We start from the raw sequence: 19,492 nt of genomic DNA on the forward strand, positions 1-19,492 counted from the left end.
ATCCCTCCTTATCGCTTCCGGGGATAGATCCCCTGCCACAGGGCAAAGCCCGGCTGCAGGGTCACCACTTCCCCCTCTACGGCGGCAAAGTCCCAGTAGCACAGTTCCTCCAGAATCTCCTGGGTCAGCGCCGCCAGGTCCTTTTCGGCCACCGTTTTGCCCCACTGGTCCTTGTATTCCTGCCGCAGGGCTTCCAATTCCCGGGAAAAGGCCTCCTGTGTCAGATGCACCCGGTCGTCCGGGTCCCGGGGAAATGCCCCACACTGGATTTTTTCGCTGAGCCGCTCGGAGAGCAGCAGTACAATATCGCTGCGCATCTGGTCCCGGGGAAAGCAGTTGCCGCAGGGCTCACCATCCTCCGGCAGGAAGAAGGCGCCGTTGTGATAGATCTGCAGTTTACCGCCGATGGTTTCGTCCAGATTCCGCTGCAGGATGCCCCGCTGATTCTTGATATAGGCATAGATCGAGTCGGCCGGGTCCTCCCAGTAGACCGCCGGGGCCAGCGCCAGCTGCCGGTAGACGCGCCAGGTGCGGAAGGTGCCTCGCTCCTGATCGGGACCGTCCTCGGGCGGATTTTCAAAATCCCGCACCGAGGTATACCCGGTGATATCCCGATGGAAATGTACGCTGAAATACCGGCACAGCCCGGTATTCTCATAGAGCACTTCCTGGTCCTGGTGCGCGGCGAAGCCGTCGCTTTCCCCCTCGAAGCTGCGCAGCAGGCCCAGACCCTCGGCGTATTGCAGCACCCGCACCAGCGAGGTACGGCAGGAGTACCGCTCCCAGGAAAGATCAGGCAGCCAGGGCTTTGTGTAGGCCAGCACGGCTTGGGTCAGTTCCGAGAGCAAAAAGCGCTGGCCATCGTCCTTGTCCTCCAGCAAAAGCAGGACCCCACACAAAAGACAGTAGTCCTGCACCTCGGTGAATTCCGGGATTCCGAAGGCTTCCTGCGCCCGGGCCGGTTCCTTCACCAGGCGGATCACCTGCTCGGTACAGATCACTTCCCATCCGAATTGCTCCCGCAGCGCCCGGCGCAGGGCAGGCAGTTTGCGGCGCACCTGATAAAAGAGTTCCCGGTCCTCCTCCCGACGGATCCAGAACCGGTCCAGCAGTGCGCGAAATTCATCCATGGGCGGGCGCCTCCTCAAATTCCAGACAGTAGGCGGGCATGGTCAGGTCCCCGTCGGTACAGTGCAGCACACAGGTCTGCCCCGGCAAGCAGGTCAGACGATAGGCCTGGCCGAATTCGGTGCGGGCGGATTTGCTGACGTTGGCGTTGGCTTTCACCACCCAATTCAAAAGGCTCATCCGGATTTCCGGCGTGACCACTTCCTCCAGTGTGGAAAAATCCAACCGGCCTTTCCGGATCAGCCGCTCCAACCGGGCCTGCAGGGCCGCCTTTCGTTGCAGGTAAGCCTGCTTCTGGGCCGCTTTCTCCAGGCTTTTGTCCTCAAAGAAACTTTTCTCCCGCGGGGGACGGCCGGGACGCCGGCGGTTGCGCAACTGGTAGAGAAAGGGTTGTCCGTCATAGCAACTGCCCGTCTCGTAGAGGTCTTCCGGCTCGATGCCGGTGAGATGCACCGACCGCTGGGCGCCGAACACCATGCCGGAAAGCCGCCGGGCATCGGCCAGGGTGGGACAGGCGGCAAACAGCTCCAGGAATTTTTTGTATTCCGCCTTCCGGTTGGCACCGCCGCTGTGCGCCTGCAGGATGAGCTCGGCATTCATGAGGATCCGCTGGATGATGTCGTTGGCCAGTTCCAGCACATGCTCACTGTCGCTCTGCCCGCTCTCGCCGGGCACAAACCAGCGGTAAAATCCCTGCCAGAAACCGTAAATTTCCTCCCGCAGCTGCCGGGGATAGTCCTCGGACCGCTGAATCAGTCGGCCCTCTCCTTCCTGCAGCTGGGTCGCATATACCTGCTGCAGCATCGTTTCCACCTGCTCCGGCGGCAGGCCCAGCAGCATCCGGCGGATTTTCTCGGCATAACGCTGCAGTTCCAGCACAAATTCCTGCAGATACCGCACCACCTTGTCCTTGTAGGGCAAAAATTCGGTGGTCTGCAAAATATGCCTGGCATGGGAGGAATAGAAATCCCGCAGATAGTCCTGATACCGGTTGGTCAGCTGGCGGAAGTCCCCTTGCAGCTGATCCCACAGCTGGTTCAGCGCGCGGGCATCCGCCCCGGGCCGCTCCGTCATCCGTTCCAGCGTGTCCAGAATCCGCTCGAACAGCTGGGAGGAGAGGATCGCCGTGCGCAGATCGAGATTTTCCAGGGAAATGGTCATCCGCTCGATCTCGGTGGCCGTCTGGGACATGGAATAGCTGAACTGCTTGTTTTTGTATTCGGCGATGCTGGTGGGACGGTGGGGGTCCTGGATCGGCACCAGATTCCGCCAACTGCACAGCGCGTTCAGATCCTGCTCCAGTTGTTCCGCCGTGTACTCCGCAAAATGAGTGTCCGCCCGCAGCAGCGCCAGCAGTTCCGTCTTGTTCAGCCGGATATGGGCCTTTTGGGATTCCAGGTAGAAGGTGCGCATGATGGCCCGGTACCGCCAGGCGTTCTCCGCCGTGAGATAGCTGGCTTCGGGCACACTGTTCAGTGTAATGGCGTGAAATTGCATCGGATCATTCCCCCTTCCATGGCAGCGAGGGCTCTTCTTCTGGTAGTTATAACCAGTGTACCAGAGGTCCTATCCGATAAAAAGGATTTCGACAAAATCCCCCATGAACTTTGTCGATATTCCTAAAACAATCCCGGGGGAATTGTGCAATATGGGAGGTGGTTTTCATCAGCAGAGGTGGGAAAGCACTGGGGAGGTTTCTTCATAGATTTATCCCCGTTCAGGGACGAACGATTTAAGGGTTCCGGTGGCTTATATGGATCATCGTCTATTTCGTCCCCCATACTTTTTTACATTTTGTAGAATCTGGAATTTTCCGTTTTCACGTCACAAAGCTCGCTTGCTGAACTTTCTCCGGTGCGGCGACTGTGTTTTGGCTCCTTCGGTTTGAGCGTTTTCCGGAGGCAATAACAACACAGAACCGTACATTTCACAATCATTCAGGCAAAAGGTTTCATAACTTCAGCCAGAATCCACGAGGAACCTTGCTTCTTTTTTGCTTCTTATCCACGGCAGCTCAGGGCTGTGGAGGGAGTGTAAAGGGGCAAGGTTTTTTGTTATGTACGAAAGACATTTCGATTGTTACCTTCCAGTGAGAAAGGATATCTCTGCGTCAAGCGTCTGGATTTGTAATCCAATATAAATCCCTGTTATGCATTCAAGGAGTGTGGCTGTTCTTTAATCTCTTGTTGGCCACCATTACCATAGCAACTCCTAAAACCGCCAGAATGCCACAAACCGCTGTGCCAGTCAACAGATTCATCAATTGCTGGTTTTCCAGCGTCATTTCTTGGTCAAATGAAGCAAACATTGCGGTTTGAAGGGAGAGCATGGATACAAGAGATGTCGCAAGACTGATATACTTAATGGCCATAATTGCCGGGGAATGGACTTTCCTTTTTCTCACCAGATACACAACCGATGTGATGAGGCAATAAAAATCATAAAGGGCTACGACAAAAATCAGATAGCCATGATAACGAAAACCGTTCCCTTCTTTGACGATCATGATTGCTACGCCCTGCAAAGCAAAGGATAGTACAACAAGAAGGCCCCCGCATAATCTATATGCTTTCCATTCTTTTATAAATTGCGATTGTCCATGGAATTGTGCAGTTTCAGCGCGAGCATTGCGCAGAATCAGGAATTTTGTCACGCATAGAACCAGATAATATCCGGCCAATACCATAAGCCACTTGGAAGAAAACCACCATCCGGCCACGATCTTGGATGCGGCCAATACGCTGTTGAACACCAAAGACCCATATCCCACGGAGACGATCCTGAATGTATCATCGTCCAACAGCTTAGAAAGAAGTATATGCCGATGCGCTATACCAGAGGCTGCCTGAAACGGTGAATCATTCTTAAACAACAACACGACTGCCCAGATAGCCGCAAATAAAAATATGGCTGCCAAGACATAGATACTATACAAAATGGGTGCGGGAACTGTTTTTTCCCGCTGTGTAGAAACAGCTACCAAAGAAGCCGTGCAGAAAATCAATGCACCAAGGCAGGACAAAATAAGCGGCGGCCTAAACCGGCATATTTTATCCCGAATTGTATTCTCTTTTTTCTCCGGTGATTGTTTGTTCTTAAAACGCATACGCTTTCAACCTGTACCCTAAAATTCGAAAAAGACTTTTTAGTCTTTTGCCAGTATAATGATAGAATCATTGGTATGATAAGCGATTCGTGTTGTTGTACTGTTAGAGTAATGTTTGAGATTTGTTAATCGGGTGAAAGCTTATCCGAATGCGTACTTCTCAACCTTTTCTTAGCATCCTCCACAGATTCACCATCCCGGACCAAATAGTGCGCTACAAATTGATCATCAAGAAATGAGGCTTGGCCAATATACTCTGAGGACTTGAAAATAGGATCGCAAGCCACCTGACTTTTGCGTGTTTTCTTCGCCTTTTCTGCTTGTTCCTTTTCCAAGCAGAGCGTTCTCTGCTTTTCCAGTCTCTCTTTAGCCTCCTCGATGGATTCACCGCTTTTTGCAAGATATTTTTCTATAAAAAGATCATCTAATCCAGTACCTGTCTTATCCACTTTTACACCTTTTTCTTCTCCATCGGCACAAAACCAAACACGCAGGCGATACCACTTTGGTCCGCCTGCGTGTTTGGTTTTATTCCAGACCTTTGACCACAGGGATCAGGCACAGCAGCAGCACGATGCCCACGATACCCACGATGATGCCGGGGATCATCATGTTCCAGATCATCGTCATGCACATACCGACACCCAGAACAATAGCTCCTACCACACCCAACAGGGTGATGCCGATGGCTCTTGCATTGAAAACGATGGCGGGCTTACCGTCCATCTTGCGCCGCACAAGCAGCATAGCCAGCAGGATAACTGCGCCAACCGCACCGATGACAATGCCCTGATTCAGCACACCCCACTCCGGCAAAAGTGCCATGCACATTCCCAGTGCGAACAGGATACCGCCGATTGTACTCATAATCAGAGTAACGAAGTCTTTCTTTTTCATGGATGATTACCTCCCATAACAGTCGTTGTTTGTTTTGATGTCTCTATTTTACGAAACAGATATTTGTGAAAGATTTGAGTTTTGTTTCTGAAATATTAAACCCTCACCATTACTTCAGACCGGCGATTTCCTGGGCTTCCTCTACAATCTCCCTCGTCTGATCCAGACTTTCCTCCACGATGGAGTCCTGCTCCACATCGTCAACCTTGTACCCGTCAATCCGCTGCTGGATTTCCTTCTGGATGACCTGGGTTCTCTCTGACATATCCGTGGCCGTACCAGATTTCATCTGAGGGACCACAACCAGCACCATAGATGCCGCCAGTACAGCACTGCCAAGTACAAGAAGCGCTGCTAAAGCAATATTTCTTTTTTTCATTTAAGCCAACCGCCTTTCATAAAACCAAGTCATGGAATTGTCTTACGCCTGCCTCTTCTATAAATCATTGAAAAAGCTCTGCCGGTACGCTGTACCAACGATTGTAATATTACAGAAGCTTTGTTTGAAAAGTGCTTGAAGAATATTTATGAAATATTAATTTGGATTTTTTGAACTCAACACATCCGATGGTTTGTGTCGTTCCTTTCCTCAGACTAAGCTGTTATGCTTTAAGCAGCACAAGAAAGGAGAACGACGTATGAACACAGATAAATTGATCGCTGCCGCTGTTGCGAGCGAGTATGCGCAAGCAGCATCGAGAAACGTAATTGCATTTGATTTCCTCGTTTACTTCTGGTCCCCTCTGGAAAAATAATATAATTTCTATTCTGACAGACCTCATTTGTGACCGCTTGAATCACCTTCATAGATTGCCGGACATTTGAGCGATCCATTGCAAAAGATTTAGTGCAGATTGCAATTTGCTTTATGAGCGGAATATTCGTGAGTTCTTTTTTGAAAACAGCTCCCATTGGAGTATCGCAGGAAGCCACAAAAGCTACAATGTCAAACATACCTTGATGATTGCCATACATTAAAAAGCCGTTTTCTTTCGGAATATTTTCTTGCCCGTACACTTTCAAATCTACATTTCCAGCCTGCACTGCTAACTTGAAAATATATTGAATATGGGTCCATTTTTCTTGTTCGGAATACCGGTCTGTATGTTTTGCATAGTTGCACAATTTGCCGTATGCTGCTGGGATATGTACCAGGTTTTTCAGTACCATTAACGCTAAACGATTCAAACTACACCTCCAAAATCAACGAAAGGTTTACAGGATATATGTGCAAATAAAAGATATGGAATCTGCAGGCTTGGAACCGGACGTGATAGAGTACGCAAATGCGGTTCATAGTTTTATTGAGTCCAATAACCCCGAAGGGATGGTAGAAAATTCGGTTGATATGTCTGATGTGATAAATTCCGAACAGGAGTCTCTTGCGAGAGAAGCGGAGGCCGCAATTTCGGAATGGATTTTCGGCAGGACTGATTGTTTAGATAAGGTAGAATAAGTTTCGCAAAATGAAAAGTAAATAAAAAGAGACATGGTTTGCAGATCTCTGGTAGAATGAAGTTGCGACACAAACATTCGAAAGGAGATAGCAAACCATGCCTGAAAAGATTGTACAGCTAAACGAGGAAGTTATCAAGGGTCAGCTCAAAGAACTCGTACGAGGCAGTGTAGAGGAGACACTCAACGAACTACTGGAGGCAGAGGCCAACAAGCTGACCCAAGCTGCCCGGTATGAGCGCAATGAGCATCGCCAAGGCTACCGCAGCGGCCACTACAACCGTAATCTCACCACCACTTCCGGAGACGTCACACTCAAGGTGCCCAAGCTCAAGGGCATCTCTTTTGAGACCGCCATCATTGAGCGGTATCGCCGTCGGGAGAGCAGTGTAGAAGAAGCTCTCATTGAGATGTATCTGGCAGGCGTATCCGTCCGGCGCGTGGAGGATATTACCGAGGCCCTGTGGGGTAGCAAGGTGTCGCCATCCACCATTAGTGAGCTGAACAAGAAAGCGTATGTCCACATTGAGGATTGGCGGAACCGCCCTTTGCAAGGAGGACGGTATCCGTATGTCTATGTGGATGGAATCTATCTGCGCCGTAACTGGGGTGGAGAGTTTGAAAATGTAGCCATTCTGGTAGCCATTGCGGTCAACGAGGATGGCTACCGCGAAGTTCTTGGCGCAGCTGAGGGTATGAAAGAAGACAAGGCCAGTTGGGTCAATTTCTTTCAGTGGCTCCGAGGCCGTGGTCTGGATGGTGTCAAACTAGTGGTTGGCGACAAGTGCCTTGGCATGTTAGAAGCCGTGGGCGAAGTGTTCCCTGAGACTAAATACCAACGGTGTACAGTCCACTTTTACCGGAATGTGTTTGCTGTTACACCGCGTTCCAAAGCAAAGCTAGTAGCAAAGATGCTCAAAGCGATCCACGCCCAAGAGAGCAAGAAAGCTGCCCGCGAGAAAGCCAAAGCCGTGGTAGGGGAACTACGCTCCATGAAGCTGAAAGAAGCAGCCAAGAAGGTGGAGGACGGCATTGAAGAAACGCTGACCTACTGCGATTTTCCTAGCGAACACTGGACCCGTATCCGCACCAACAATGTCATTGAACGCCTGAACCGGGAGATCCGCCGCCGCACCCGTGTGGTTGGCAGTTTCCCGGACGGTAATTCCGCTCTCATACTGGTCTGCGCCCGACTGCGCCATGTGGCAGGTACCCAGTGGGGCAACAAGAAGTACATGAACATGAAGCACTTGGAGGCGGCTCTTGAGGATGCCTCTATTGCTGGCTGACTTCATTTATTCCAGAGACTGCAAACTAAATTTGCGAAAGAATGTTGACACTACCCTCTGGCCCGCCGGGCCAGGCACATACTGGCAAGCCCATAGTCTTGGGTGATGACAATATCTCCCGGCTGCACCCGGTTGACCAGGGCAAAATCCACGCTGTCAGCTCCCTTGTCAAAGACCAGCGTCTCAGCACCCTCCCGCTCGATGCGATGGGCCGTATCACAGAGGATTTTCACCGGCACACCATGGACCCGGCCAATTCGCACCGTCAGGTCCACCACCGGGCAGCCGTCTGCGTCAATCAAAATCGTTGGCATCCTGATTTCCTTTCTGATCCGTTACTTTAGGAGCGACAATATGCCAAGAAGGATCACAATGATCATGAACAGCCCTCCCAGTTCGGCCAGGCTCTGCAGCAAGTCCCCCTCTTCCTTGGGAGGCACATTGTGCGGCTTCTGTTCCGCCCGTTTTGCTTCGGACTGCTTGGAGCTTTGTGGAAAATTGCGATTGAATGCCTGTGTATAATGTACGTACCCATCAATTCCCTTGCCAAAATAGCCGAAATCCCAGTCTTTCATGGTTGCTTGCCTCCTAATCCTCTGGTTTTTATAGATACATTGTACCATACCGCAAGTCCTATAATGGGTATCGCAAGTCTATGCCGCCGTTGATCGGCGGCTTTTTGTTTGTATTGTAGCAGTTTTATCTTTCTTTTCCTCCTTTTTTCAAAAAAATGAGATAAATATCGCAAAAGTTGCGAGGTTTGCCTGCTATGATGGTAGCGCAAAAGGAGATAATGCAAAAAAACTTTTTTTAATGTAACAAAAGTTGTTAGGTTTTTCTGTTATGCTCCCAGCAAAGCAGCTTTTCTATTATGAATTTTCTGAGAACATTTTTTAAATATGCCAGGATATGGCATATTTAGCTGATAGGCTGATTATGGGTGGCTGCAAAACAGAGTGTTTGTCATGCCATCTGTAAATTCTTTATGAATCCTTGTTTAAATCGTAAGGTTTATTTCCTATTTGCGCATTAAGCTGATAAACAAGGGGGCAGTGAATCTTATTAAGATTCACTGTCTGATTGAACCAGGCAGGTGTGAATCTTAATAAGATTCACAAGGACAGCTGCTTTTCAGAAAAAGTGAATCATAGCATGATTCACTTTTTTCACATGACGAGGGAAAGCCCAGGAAAGTGAATCATAGCATGATTCACTTTCTCACCGGCTTTTTCCCACCGACTGGGAAGGAAAAGGGGCCCAAAGGCCCCCAACCTGCTGGCAGACGGTTTTGCTAGCATAGCGTTTGGATATCCAAACGCAAATTTTGGGGGCTCTCCCCAAACCCCGTTGCGCTGCCGCGGGCTTGCAAGCTACTCTTAAAAAATGAGTGACAACCAACAAAGAAAATTTCATATTTGGCGTGTATAGTAAAAAGTACTTTCTGGACCTTGAAAATTGAATATTCAGCACGATCGGTACGTTCCACGGAAAGAGAGCGAGAGATGTTGGCGCCAGGATGGCCGCTATGGCCGGAGCGATTCCACAACGATCCAAGGGAAATCCCATCAGCCACCGGGATTTCTCCGCCAGGACCTTTCGAGTGGTGACAATGATACGCAGGTTTCCCCACACGTCAGATGGGGCTGCACGTTTCAGGTTGCAATCCTTAGACCTCCAACGACTGCAGGCGAACGGGCGATGGCGCCCTGCCGGTTGTGTTCCTCCAGTCCGGGGGCGAGCGGCAAACAGGACTGATACTTTTCTTTTATTAAATATAGAACTTGCCTGTGCAAGTGGTTTTTATAAAAGCGCGTTGCGCTGTATTTTTTATAACTTTTCAAAAGACACAGGGGGAAAGTGTACCCCTTTTTTACTCTATCATACCTACAAAGCACCCGGTGCCTTTGACAGAAATGTCGAGGGCACCGGGTGCTTTTTTTGTTTTTCAAGAAAGGAAATGTCTATGTCAAACGAACTCAAAACCTATACCCTCCAGGAACTCTACGCACGGCCTATGGAACCCATCTCCTGGCTGGTGGAAGGGCTGCTGGCACCCGGCTTGTACTTCCTGGGCGGTTCGCCCAAAGTGGGCAAAAGCTGGTTGGCGCTGCAGCTCTGTCTGGCAATATGCCGCGGCGACCCTTTTCTTGGATTTCACACCCGGAAAAGTGAGGTACTCTATCTGGCCTTGGAGGACGGGCCGCGGCGGCTGCACGCCCGCGCTTTACGCCTGACCGAGGAAGCGCCCGCCGGTCTGCACCTTTGCGGCCATGCACCCATGATCGGGCAGGGGCTGGAGCAGCAGCTGGACCGGATGCTGGCCGAGCACCTGGGCATCCGGCTGGTCATTATTGACACGCTGCAAAAGGTACGGATGGTTGCCGGTGCCAACGCATCCTACGGCAACGACTATCAGGATGCAGCCGCACTGAAAGAACTGGCCGACCGCTGCAACGTCTGTCTGCTGGTCATTCACCACCTGCGCAAAATGCCGGACGAGGACCCTTTCAACCGGTTGTCCGGCACCAATGGTCTGACCGGGGCCGCCGACGGCACCATCATTCTCATCCGCCAGAAGCGCCAGGAGGGAACGGCCCTGCTGACGGCCACCGGGCGGGATATCGAAGATCGGGAACTGACGCTGGAATTCTCCGACTGCTGCTGGAGCCGCAGCTGCTCGCCGGATGAGCTGCAGCTGATGTACCTCTTGCCGGCTATCCGGCAGCTGCTTGCCTCTGGCGAGTTTCTCGGGTCTGCCACAGAGTTGGTGGAAAAGCTGGGACAACAGGGCTCCTTATGGGGTCCGGCCCAGCTTTCCCGGTATTTGCAAAGCCACAAGGACGCCTTGGCGGCGCAGGGAATTTTGCTGGACACAAAGCGCAGCAACCACAAACGGTTTCTGTCTCTTTGCCTGACAGAAAGTGACACGGGTGACGGCAATGACGGTTGTGACAGTGGGGGCCAGGCACGGGATGTGCCGTCACAACCGTCATCACCGTCACTGTCGTCACAGGCGTCATAATGCAGGAGGGATGTACATGGCCTATATTCAACAACGCGGAGAAAGAAAATATAAAATTACAGTTTGTAATGGATACACCACGACAGGGAAAAAACGGATGCAGGCGCGCACCATCGACGTGCCCAAAGACATCCCCAAGCGGAGCATCCAACAATATGTGTACGCCGAAGCGGAGCGATTGAAAAAACGCTTCCGCACCGGCATCGACGAAAGTGAAAACACCAAGTTTGAAACCTATGCGGAGCATTGGCTGGACCGGGTGGCCAAGCGATACAAAGCCAGTACTCTGGCTGGTTATCGAAAAATGTTAGAGGTGGCGTACCCTTATATTGGAGGTTTGCCGCTTTGCAAGATCCGGCCTATGGTCCTGGAGGAATTTGCAGAAGAACTGCGCAAGAGGCCAGGGCGGGGCGGTAAACCTCTGAGCGAAAACACCGTACATAAATATCTGGATGCCGTTTCTGCTGTGCTGCAGGACGCAGCGAAAAATGACATCCTGCTCTATAATCCTGCCCATCGGGTTGAAAAAGTACGGGTGGAAAAACCTCAGCAGCGCATTCCCCAACAATGGGAGATGCGAAAGCTCCTGCAGTGCCTTCTGCAGGAGCCGCTGCTCTATCGTGTATTCTATCTGATGGCCCTCTCCACCGGTCTGCGCCGCGGTGAGCTGTGTGCCCTTCGGTGGTGTGATCTGCACGGCGGGAATCAGGTGAAGATCCAACATTCCCGCAGCACTGTGGTAGGGCAGGGCGTACTGGAAAGTGACACCAAGAACCACCGCACCCGCATCGTGGTCATGCCGCAGATCGTCTTCGACGATCTGGGAGAGCTGTTCACTGAGCAGGCCCTGGAAAACAACGGAGCTGACTGGAACGGTTTGATTTTCCAGCGTAAGGGGAAGGCGGTTCATCCTGACAGCTTCAGCCGTCACCTGCGGCATCTGTATGACCGGAACGGTTTTCCCGAGGAATACCACCTGCACACCATGCGGCATTTCTTCGCCACCTATCTGCTGGAACATGGCACCAGCAAGCAGGTAGCAGCCGACCTGCTGGGACACGCAGATACCGCCTTTCTGGAACGAACCTACTGCCATCCGCAGGATATCTGCAAAGAGGAGGCTGCCGGGTTGTTTGATTCTCTGCTGGCACCGGCAGAGGAAGAATACTACGACACTTTGCAGGACTAACATTCCCCGGGCAATGCGCCCGGGGTTTTTGTTTGTCCGGCACACCCACAGTGAGGATTTTCCCTTTTGGGGGAATCCTCACTATTAGTTATGTTTGCAAACTTTTGGTGTTTTGCCCGGTTTGCACAAGTATCGTGGCCGTTCTTCGTTGGGTTTGGTGATAGCTTTGTATCGCAGAGGTTGGTATCCTTTGTGTCAATACATACAAAGGAGTGGTCAAAATGGCAAGCATCCGAAAACGAGGACAAAACAGTTATCTCATCGTAGTATCCCGCGGCTACGATTACGAAGGGAACCGGCTGAAAGCCGCACAGAAAACAGTACATCCACCGAAAGATCTCACGCCCGGCCAGTGCAAAAAATGGCTGAACGAACAGGCAGTTCTGTTCGAACGAGAAGTACGGCATGACCCACAACCCGTGAACCATGCCATGACGCTGGCAGCGTATACCGAACACTGGCTGCGGGATATCGCCCCAGGCAAGCTGGCAGCCAGTACCTATTCCCGTGACCAACAGGATATCCGGCGCATCCTGCCAGCACTGGGGCATTACAAACTGACCGACCTGCGCAAGGAAACCATCCGTGCCTTCTACGAAGCCATGCGCTCAGAGCCTAAACTGACGGATGGACAGCCGCTATCGGAACGGTCCGTGGAGGGACTGCACAACACACTGTGCAGCATCTTGTCCGGTGCCGTGGATGAAGGCTACCTGACCCATAACCCAGCCTGGCGGGTGTACAAACCTAAAGGCGTGCGCAAAGAGCGCCCGGTGGCCGACGAGGAAACGGTGCAGAAGCTGATCGCCGCTCTGGAAACACAAAGCATGAAATATGAAGTGTACTTCAAACTGGTACTGGCCACAGGGATGCGCCGCGGCGAAGCCTGCGGATTACGCTGGTCTGACATTGACTGGAGGCACCGGACCATCCATGTGCAGCGGACGGTAGTCAAACTCAGCGGACAAAAGATCTTTACCAAGGAGCCGAAAACCACAAGCGGCAACCGGAGGGTGTACATCAGTAAAGAGATGTGCAAGCTGTTGAAAGCGTGGAAGCAAGAATGTGCATGGCAGATGGAACAGGCAGAAGGGCAGACCCTGACGGAGGAAGATTACCTCTTCCGGCAGCCGGGCGGCGATCCCATGGTGCCCACGACCTTTACCTTCCGTTTCAAGAAAATCCTCAAGGAAAACGGGTTGCCTCAAAACTTATCTGTCCACAGCCTGCGCCATACCAACGCCAGCCTGCTCATTGCCCAGGGCGTGGATGTCCGCACCGTTGCAGGACTGCTTGGCCATTCCCAGCCCAGTACCACACTGGATATCTATGCCCACTCCTTTGACAAAACCAAGCGAGAGGCACAGGAAAAGCTGGGGAAGGTGATGGGGTTGTGACAAGAAATATTGTTTGCACCGCGTTTCACAGTGTTCGTATCACGAAAATAAATCAGGCAGTTGCCTTCATTCCGAGGGCAACTGCCTGTTTTTTTATTCTTCGGTAATCTCCAGCCGGGCCAGCGCATAGTCGATGCACATCTGCACAAGCTCATTGCGGGAACGGCCTGTTTTGGACGCTACATCCTCCAGCTTCGCCAGCATGGTGTCGGGCAGCCGCACCGATACTACCGTGGACTTTCCTACCGCGGGTTTGCGCTGCGGCACAATAAATTTATCCTCCTGCGCCATCGTGTACCTCCCGAGCATTTTGTTGTAGTTATTATGGCGCACATTGATGTATTATTTATATACTACAAATATGTAATACACAACGTAATCAAGGAGGGTCTCCATGGACAAACGCGCACAAACTTGCTGTTTTACCGGCCACCGCCATCTGCCTGCCGGGGAGGAGGAAGCCATCTGGCAGCGGGTACAAGAACATCTGATTCCTCTGCTGGAGCGGGGTGTCCGTTATTTCGGGGTAGGCGGTGCGCTGGGGTTTGATACGCTGGTCGCGGAAAAATTGCTGGATCTGCGACGGCAGTATCCGCAAATCCGGGTGATTCTGGTGCTTCCGTTCCGCGGCTACCAAAGCCGCTGGACAGCGGCCCAGCAGGCCCGCGCTGCGCGGATCGAATCCCGGGTCGATAAGGTGGTCTACTGCTGCGATGCCCCCAGCCGTGAGGCCTTTCTGGCCCGCGACCGGCATCTGGTGGACGGCTCGGCCTACTGCATCGGTTACTGCACGAGAACTACCGGTGGTACGGCGTATACGCTGCGATATGCGGAGAAGCAGGGATTGCAGATATGGAATCTGGCAGAAAGATGAAAACAATCTTCCCATAAAAACAAAAACTGATAAAATAGCTCTCGTGCTGCCCAATGTACAAAACCAGCACGGAAAGGAGATTCCATGAGCTATCTTATCAGTTTTTTCGTGTCTGTCATGGCCGATGTTACCGCGTACATAGTCAAAAAATGGATTGACAAGCACTGAGCCGTGACAAAATAAAAAAGGTCGCTGTACTGCAATACAGCGACCTTTTTGGTGCGGCCGGGGGGATTCGAACCTCTGGCCTTTGGAGTCGGAGTCCAACGCTCTATCCAGCTGAGCTACGACCGCACATACAGGATCGCCGGAGCCGGATGGTTCCGGCGACCTTCTCTATATTACCACATCTGCGGGGCAAAATGCAAGGGGTTTGGGCGGCGTTGTGCAAATTTCTGTGCCGGGGCATGCGCCAGGACGGGCCAGGCACACCGGTCAGCGCACAGAACTACCGCGCCGGGCGGGGCCGGCAAAAGGGGCAGAGGCGTGCTTCCTGGCGGTGCGAGGGGTATTGGGGCGAACGGGGGTGCGGGCAAAGGCCGGGGCATGCCGGGGCAGGGCGAGCACACCAGCCAAGGGATCGGCTAAAGGGCCTTGGCGTGTCGGGGCGGAACAGAACCGCCGCGTCGGCCGGCAAAAAGTGTCATTCTCCGCTACTTGCAGGGCCGGGCAGCAGGATCAGGGTCAGTTATCGTTGGTGGTGCCGTAGACGAATTCCTGGAGAGCCTGGGAGTTGAGTTCAAAATCCACGGCGAACATACTGCGGCCGCCCATGCCGGTCATGCTGCCGTAGGTATGGGCTTCGGGGATGGTGAGCTGCTCGGCGGTGGCGCCGCGCAGGGAGGGCGCGAGCAGGAGCAGCGTGGTGATCTCGGAGTCGGTGAGGTTGGTCTGGACCATCGGGAAGATCTGGTCCAGCAGCGTGTTGAGCTGCAGCACGCTGAGGTCGGCGACGCGGTCCCAGGCGGCCTGGATGACCCGGCGCTGGCGCTGGATGCGGGACCAGTCGGAATCGATCTCACGCAGGCGGGCGTAGCCGAGGGCCTGCTCGCCGTCGAGGTGGTTGACGCCCACATGGAAGTTTTCGTGGTTGCCGGTGTTGAAGTAGGTGACTTCCTCCTGGGTCAGGTCGATGTCGACGCCGCCGACCGCGTCGATGCCCTTGATGAAGGTGCCGAAGTTGACGCGGATATACCGGTCCACCTTGACCTTGAAGCACTCGGTGATTTCCTTCATCATGAGGGCGGCGCCGCCGTAGCGGAAGGTATGGGTGAGCCAGTCATACTGACCCTCGTACTCGCCGTCCAGGATCGGCATGCCCATGCCGCGCTCAAAGCTGACGAGCTTGACGGCGTTGTTGCGCTTGTCCAGCGAGAGCAGCAGGCAGGAGTCGCCGCGGGCGTTGTCGCTGAAGCCGTCGGTGGTGCGCTCGTCGGTGCCGATGAGCAGGATGTTGATGACGTTCTCATCGCTCATGATGTCGCCGGTGGCCTCGACGGCATCCTTTTCCTCGAGGCCGGCGGTGCTCTCCTTCATGGCGTCGGATTCGGCCAGGGTCTCGCTGTCCGACTCGTCGATGGTGTCGCCGTGGGAGACACCGTCGCTGTAATTGAGCAGGGCCAGCTTGGAGCGGTAGAAGCCGAACGCGGCGAGGAAGAGCAGCAGCACGACGAGCAGGATGATGAGCAGGACGCGCTGGACCTTGTGGGTTTTCCAGTAGGTTTTGAACGAAGCGGATGACTTTTTCATAGCAAGAGGTTCCTCCGGGTAGGTCAGCGGATGATCTTGTACAGGCGCAGCAGTTCCTTGCGCTGCCGGCCGATATGAACGCTGCGGGACGCGCCCTGTTCGCTGCGGCGGTCGTGCAGTTCGCGGCGGTAGCGGATCAGGCGGTCGGCCCAGACGGCGGGCAGCAGCACGGGCCAGCGGCGCAGCACCGGATAGCGGCCCACCAGCTTGGCGCGGGAGGGCAGGATGGTCTGGAGCAGCGAGGCATGGCCGCCGGTCTTGTCGGCCTCGACGGCGTTGAGGGTGATCGTGCTGCTGTGCAGCCGGTCGCCGTCCGCGGCGCCGTAGACGCCGCCCGACAGGACATCGGCGAGCAGCGGGCCGGCATCGACGGGGTTGTTGTTCCAGGCGGGGGTCAGGCGGGCGGCGGCGGGATCGAAGCCGAGGTGCTCGGCCGCGATGCGCAGCATTGCCGCCGCGAAGGCATCGGCATGGAGGGTGCGGCACTGTCCGAGCAGGCGGTCCCAGTCGATGCGGTCGCCGCAGTCCTCGGCCCAGAGCAGGCAGTCACAGATCTGGCGGATGCCTACGCCGCTGTGGATGAAGTGCTTGAAGGCGTGGAGCAGCAGGTAGAGCTCATGGTCATGGGCGCCCAGCGTGCGCACCCGGACCCCCGAGACCGTACAGAAACCGGTGCGCTGCCAGGCGCCCTCGAACATCGCGTTGAAGTCGCCGACGGCGTCCGAGCCGGGCTCGAAGAGGGTCTTGTGCACCTCGAGATAGAGGCCGGTCGCGGGGTCGAGGTAGGAGACCTCAAAGGCGGTGTCGAGATCCACCTGGGGGTTCATGATGCGCAGGCCGCTGCGGATCAGCAGGTCGTGGCAGTCCCGGAAACGGCCGGGCGGCACGAGGAGATCCTCGTCGCTGGAGGGGCGGCTGTCGGGATGGGCGTAGAGGCGGCGGCAGACCAGTCCCTTGACGACGGCGGGTTCCAGCCCGGCGTCCGACAGGGTGCGGTAGAGGTGCAGGAACTGTTCGGTGTGGGCCATCTGGCGGGCGACGGTGTGCAGGACCTCGGTCTTGCAGCGGCGGGCCAGCGCCTCGGGCAGCGAGGCAAAGGCCGGGCAGGGATAGATGGCCTCAAAGACAAGAGGCAGCACGTTGTGGACCGATGCCAGACGCAGCAGCCGCATCCACTCCTCGGCGCTGCGGGGCTGTTCCCAACTGACGGCGCGGCCGCGCAGGGCGGCGCGCAGAGCCTGCAGGAACGCCTGGTCGATTGTATCCATGGGAAAATCCTTTCCATCAGGCACGGGGCACCAGGTCCACCGTGACGAGTTCGGGGAAGTTGTTGAGGCGCGGCAGCCGCATTCCGCTGCTGCCCAGCCCGCGGGAGAGCACCAGCGTGTGCAGGCCGTCCGCCGAGGTGTAGAGGCCGGCTTCCCGGCCGGGGAACCAACCCTGGTCGGGGGCATAGAGTCCGCCCACCAGCGGCAGACGGACCTGGCCGCCGTGGGCATGGCCGGCAAAGACGACATCGACATCCCAGCTGTCCAGGCTGCCGTAGTCCAGCCAGGCGACCGGCATATGGCAGAGCAGCAGGGTGGTGCGGTCGGTGTTGCAGAATTCCTGCAAAAAGCGGCACTCGCCGTCGTACCAGGGCTGGCTGCCCCACTCCTGTCCGCGGTCGGGCGGGCAGGCATAGCCGTACAGCCCGCCGATGCGCAGCGCGCAGCCGCGGACCTCGAGATCGACGAATTCCTGCTCAAGCAGGACGGCGCCGGCGTCGCGGTAGACGGCGGCGGGGTCGGCGCCGAAGTTGCGGCCCCACTGTTCCTCGTGGTTGCCCAGTGAGCAGTAGACCGGCGCGATGTCGGTCAGCCGGCCCAGCAGGGCCGAGACCGTCGAGGTGTCCTGCTCATCGGCGTTGAAGAGGTCGCCGGTGCAGAGGATCAGGTCGGGGGCGGCGCTGCGGACCGCCTCGACGAGGGTATCGTTGTCGCGGCCGAACCGGGCGTTGTGCAGATCGCTGAGCTGAACGACGCGCAGCGGTTCGCTAACCGGGGCCGGGACGGTCAGGGTTGTCGTGGTGAGCAGCGCCACCGAGCCGTACAAAGAGAACACCAGCGCGGCCAGGACGATGCCAAGGAGCACAAAGACTGCGTTTCTACGTCGCATTTTTCATCAGCGCCTTTCGGGACCCGACAGCACGGCAAGCCCGCCCCGCCCGCACGGTGCGGGAAGAGCAGGCTTGTCGGTTTCAGCTTTGTGTGGTCTGCACCGCGGGGGCGGTGCCTTTGCAGTGGGCGAGGATCTGGCGCAGCGTCTTGTCCACCACGCCGTTCTTGTCGAAGGATTCCTCCATCAGGGTGCGGCCGGCGCGGCCCATGGCGGCGCGCTGTTCCGGCGAAAGTTCCAGGAACTGGTGCATCCGGTCATACAGGCTCTGTTCGCTGCGGGGCGCGCAGAGGAACCCGCTGACGCCGTCCCGGACGGCCTCGCGGCAGCCCGAGACATCCGTTGTGATGAGGGCGCGGCCCGTGGCGGCGGATTCCAGCAGGACGTTGGACATGCCCTCGTGGTAGCTGGGCAGCACGACGCAGTGGGCGGCCGCATAGTAGGGGCGGGGGTCCTGGCGGAACCCGTGGAACTTGACGATGCCCTCCTGGGCGAGCTGTTCGACGGTGGAGGTGTATTCCTCCTCGAAGAATCCGACCAGATCAAAATGTACACGGTCGCCGTACTCGGCCTTGAGGCGCCGGGCGGCCGAGAAAAGCTCATCGACGCCCTTCTCGCGCATGATGCGGCCGAGATAGAGGAACCGGATGCCCTCCTCCTCGGACGGGTAGGGGCGGAAGGTGTAGTAGTCAAGGTTGACGCCGGCACCGTGCAGCACCGTGACCTTGCTGCGGGGGATGATGCGGCGGCGGACAAAGAGGTCGGCGTTCTCCCCGTTTTCAAAGAAGACGGTGCCGCTCTTGCGCAGCGCCACATGGTGCAGCAGGCTGACCAGCTCGGCGAGGCCGCGCTTTTCAAACGGCGTGCCCAGGCCCTGGATGTTGGTGCAGTAGGGCACCCCCAGCCGGGAACAGGCGTAGCCTGCATAGATATTGGGTTTGATGGAGTAGGTCAGGACCATGTCGGGCCGTTCGGTCCGGATCAGCCGGTGGTAGAAGCGGTACAGCTCCAGGTCGGTGGCCGGGTTGATGCTGCGCCGTTCCAGCTTGGTCTCGATACAGCGGCAGCCCATGCGGGCAAAGTCCTCCTCGTGGCCGACAAAGGGCATGCTGAGGATGACCTCACCGAGTTCCAGAAGCCGGGCGATGAGTTCCCGCCGGAACTGCCATAACATATAAGAGTGATTTGTTACAACCAGAAATTTCATTTTACCAACCGTCCCATAGGGT

18 protein-coding genes, 1 tRNA gene and 1 pseudogene are annotated in these 19,492 nt (G+C 55.2%); 5 read left to right on the plus strand and 15 right to left on the minus strand.

Annotation, left to right across the window (positions count from 1 at the left end):
* Positions 1–8: 8 nt before the first annotated feature.
* The 7 genes from U0L91_RS09785 to U0L91_RS09815 all read right to left on the minus strand — a co-directional run bounded on the left by U0L91_RS09785 (position 9) and on the right by U0L91_RS09815 (position 6,319).
* Positions 9–1,130, minus strand: a complete 1,122-nt coding sequence (locus U0L91_RS09785; protein WP_330046513.1) for a TIGR02678 family protein — start codon at positions 1,128–1,130, stop codon at positions 9–11.
* Positions 1,123–2,625, minus strand: a complete 1,503-nt coding sequence (locus U0L91_RS09790) for a TIGR02677 family protein (RefSeq protein WP_330046515.1) — start codon at positions 2,623–2,625, stop codon at positions 1,123–1,125. Before U0L91_RS09790 ends, U0L91_RS09785 begins: the two co-directional genes overlap by 8 nt.
* A gap of 658 nt (positions 2,626–3,283) precedes the next feature.
* Positions 3,284–4,234 (minus strand): hypothetical protein, encoded by a 951-nt coding sequence (locus tag U0L91_RS09795; protein ID WP_330046517.1) that lies wholly within the window; start codon positions 4,232–4,234, stop codon positions 3,284–3,286.
* 125 nt (positions 4,235–4,359) lie between these two features.
* Entirely contained in the window at positions 4,360–4,683 is a 324-nt protein-coding gene (locus U0L91_RS09800) for a hypothetical protein (RefSeq protein ID WP_330046520.1), read from the minus strand.
* A gap of 79 nt (positions 4,684–4,762) precedes the next feature.
* Complete coding sequence (locus U0L91_RS09805) at positions 4,763–5,131, minus strand: hypothetical protein (protein WP_330046522.1); 369 nt, start codon at positions 5,129–5,131, stop codon at positions 4,763–4,765.
* Between the two features lie 109 nt (positions 5,132–5,240).
* On the minus strand, positions 5,241–5,396 hold the full coding sequence (locus U0L91_RS09810) for a hypothetical protein (protein WP_330046525.1): 156 nt from the start codon (positions 5,394–5,396) through the stop codon (positions 5,241–5,243).
* Between the two features lie 344 nt (positions 5,397–5,740).
* Positions 5,741–6,319, minus strand: a complete 579-nt coding sequence (locus U0L91_RS09815) for a lysophospholipid acyltransferase family protein (protein ID WP_330046527.1) — start codon at positions 6,317–6,319, stop codon at positions 5,741–5,743.
* Positions 6,320–6,684: 365 nt separating this feature from the next.
* On the opposite strand from U0L91_RS09815, the gene U0L91_RS09820 reads away from it, so the two are divergent.
* On the plus strand, positions 6,685–7,875 hold the full coding sequence (locus tag U0L91_RS09820; protein WP_330046529.1) for an IS256 family transposase: 1,191 nt from the start codon (positions 6,685–6,687) through the stop codon (positions 7,873–7,875).
* 56 nt (positions 7,876–7,931) lie between these two features.
* Here the strand turns inward: U0L91_RS09820 and U0L91_RS09825 are convergent.
* Both U0L91_RS09825 and U0L91_RS09830 read right to left on the minus strand, forming a co-directional pair.
* Positions 7,932–8,189 (minus strand): annotated as a pseudogene (locus U0L91_RS09825) (DUF188 domain-containing protein); the annotation flags it as partial.
* Between the two features lie 21 nt (positions 8,190–8,210).
* Entirely contained in the window at positions 8,211–8,450 is a 240-nt protein-coding gene (locus U0L91_RS09830) for a hypothetical protein (protein WP_330046531.1), read from the minus strand.
* A 1,388-nt stretch (positions 8,451–9,838) separates the two neighbouring features.
* Here U0L91_RS09830 and U0L91_RS09835 point away from each other — a divergent pair.
* The 3 genes from U0L91_RS09835 to U0L91_RS09845 all read left to right on the plus strand — a co-directional run bounded on the left by U0L91_RS09835 (position 9,839) and on the right by U0L91_RS09845 (position 13,483).
* Positions 9,839–10,897, plus strand: coding sequence for an AAA family ATPase (locus tag U0L91_RS09835; protein WP_330046533.1), 1,059 nt, complete (start codon positions 9,839–9,841; stop codon positions 10,895–10,897).
* A gap of 16 nt (positions 10,898–10,913) precedes the next feature.
* A complete protein-coding gene (locus tag U0L91_RS09840) occupies positions 10,914–12,086 on the plus strand; it encodes a tyrosine-type recombinase/integrase (protein ID WP_330046535.1) in 1,173 nt (390 codons plus the stop codon).
* Between the two features lie 221 nt (positions 12,087–12,307).
* On the plus strand, positions 12,308–13,483 hold the full coding sequence (locus tag U0L91_RS09845; protein ID WP_330046536.1) for a tyrosine-type recombinase/integrase: 1,176 nt from the start codon (positions 12,308–12,310) through the stop codon (positions 13,481–13,483).
* Positions 13,484–13,576: 93 nt separating this feature from the next.
* Here U0L91_RS09845 and U0L91_RS09850 read toward each other — a convergent pair whose 3' ends face one another.
* On the minus strand, positions 13,577–13,774 hold the full coding sequence (locus U0L91_RS09850) for a ribbon-helix-helix domain-containing protein (protein ID WP_193501203.1): 198 nt from the start codon (positions 13,772–13,774) through the stop codon (positions 13,577–13,579).
* Positions 13,775–13,877: 103 nt separating this feature from the next.
* On the opposite strand from U0L91_RS09850, the gene U0L91_RS09855 reads away from it, so the two are divergent.
* Positions 13,878–14,357 carry an SLOG family protein gene (locus U0L91_RS09855; RefSeq protein WP_330046538.1) on the plus strand — a complete coding sequence of 160 codons (480 nt, stop codon included), beginning with the start codon at positions 13,878–13,880 and terminating at the stop codon, positions 14,355–14,357.
* Between the two features lie 217 nt (positions 14,358–14,574).
* Here U0L91_RS09855 and U0L91_RS09860 read toward each other — a convergent pair.
* From U0L91_RS09860 to U0L91_RS09880, 5 genes are all read right to left on the minus strand, one after another.
* A tRNA-Arg gene (locus tag U0L91_RS09860) sits at positions 14,575–14,651 on the minus strand.
* A 390-nt stretch (positions 14,652–15,041) separates the two neighbouring features.
* Complete coding sequence (locus tag U0L91_RS09865; RefSeq protein WP_330046540.1) at positions 15,042–16,106, minus strand: LCP family protein; 1,065 nt, start codon at positions 16,104–16,106, stop codon at positions 15,042–15,044.
* A gap of 23 nt (positions 16,107–16,129) precedes the next feature.
* Positions 16,130–17,374 carry a nucleotidyltransferase domain-containing protein gene (locus U0L91_RS09870; protein ID WP_330046542.1) on the minus strand — a complete coding sequence of 415 codons (1,245 nt, stop codon included), beginning with the start codon at positions 17,372–17,374 and terminating at the stop codon, positions 16,130–16,132.
* A 16-nt stretch (positions 17,375–17,390) separates the two neighbouring features.
* Positions 17,391–18,263: a metallophosphoesterase gene (locus U0L91_RS09875; RefSeq protein ID WP_330046544.1), complete on the minus strand. Its 873-nt coding sequence runs from the start codon at positions 18,261–18,263 to the stop codon at positions 17,391–17,393.
* An 82-nt stretch (positions 18,264–18,345) separates the two neighbouring features.
* Positions 18,346–19,470 carry a glycosyltransferase family 4 protein gene (locus U0L91_RS09880; protein WP_330046546.1) on the minus strand — a complete coding sequence of 375 codons (1,125 nt, stop codon included), beginning with the start codon at positions 19,468–19,470 and terminating at the stop codon, positions 18,346–18,348.
* Between the last annotated feature and the right edge of the window lie 22 nt (positions 19,471–19,492).

The sequence above is a fragment of the Gemmiger sp. genome, assembly GCF_036306485.1.
In the GTDB taxonomy this organism is placed as follows: Bacteria; Bacillota; Clostridia; order Oscillospirales; family Ruminococcaceae; genus Gemmiger.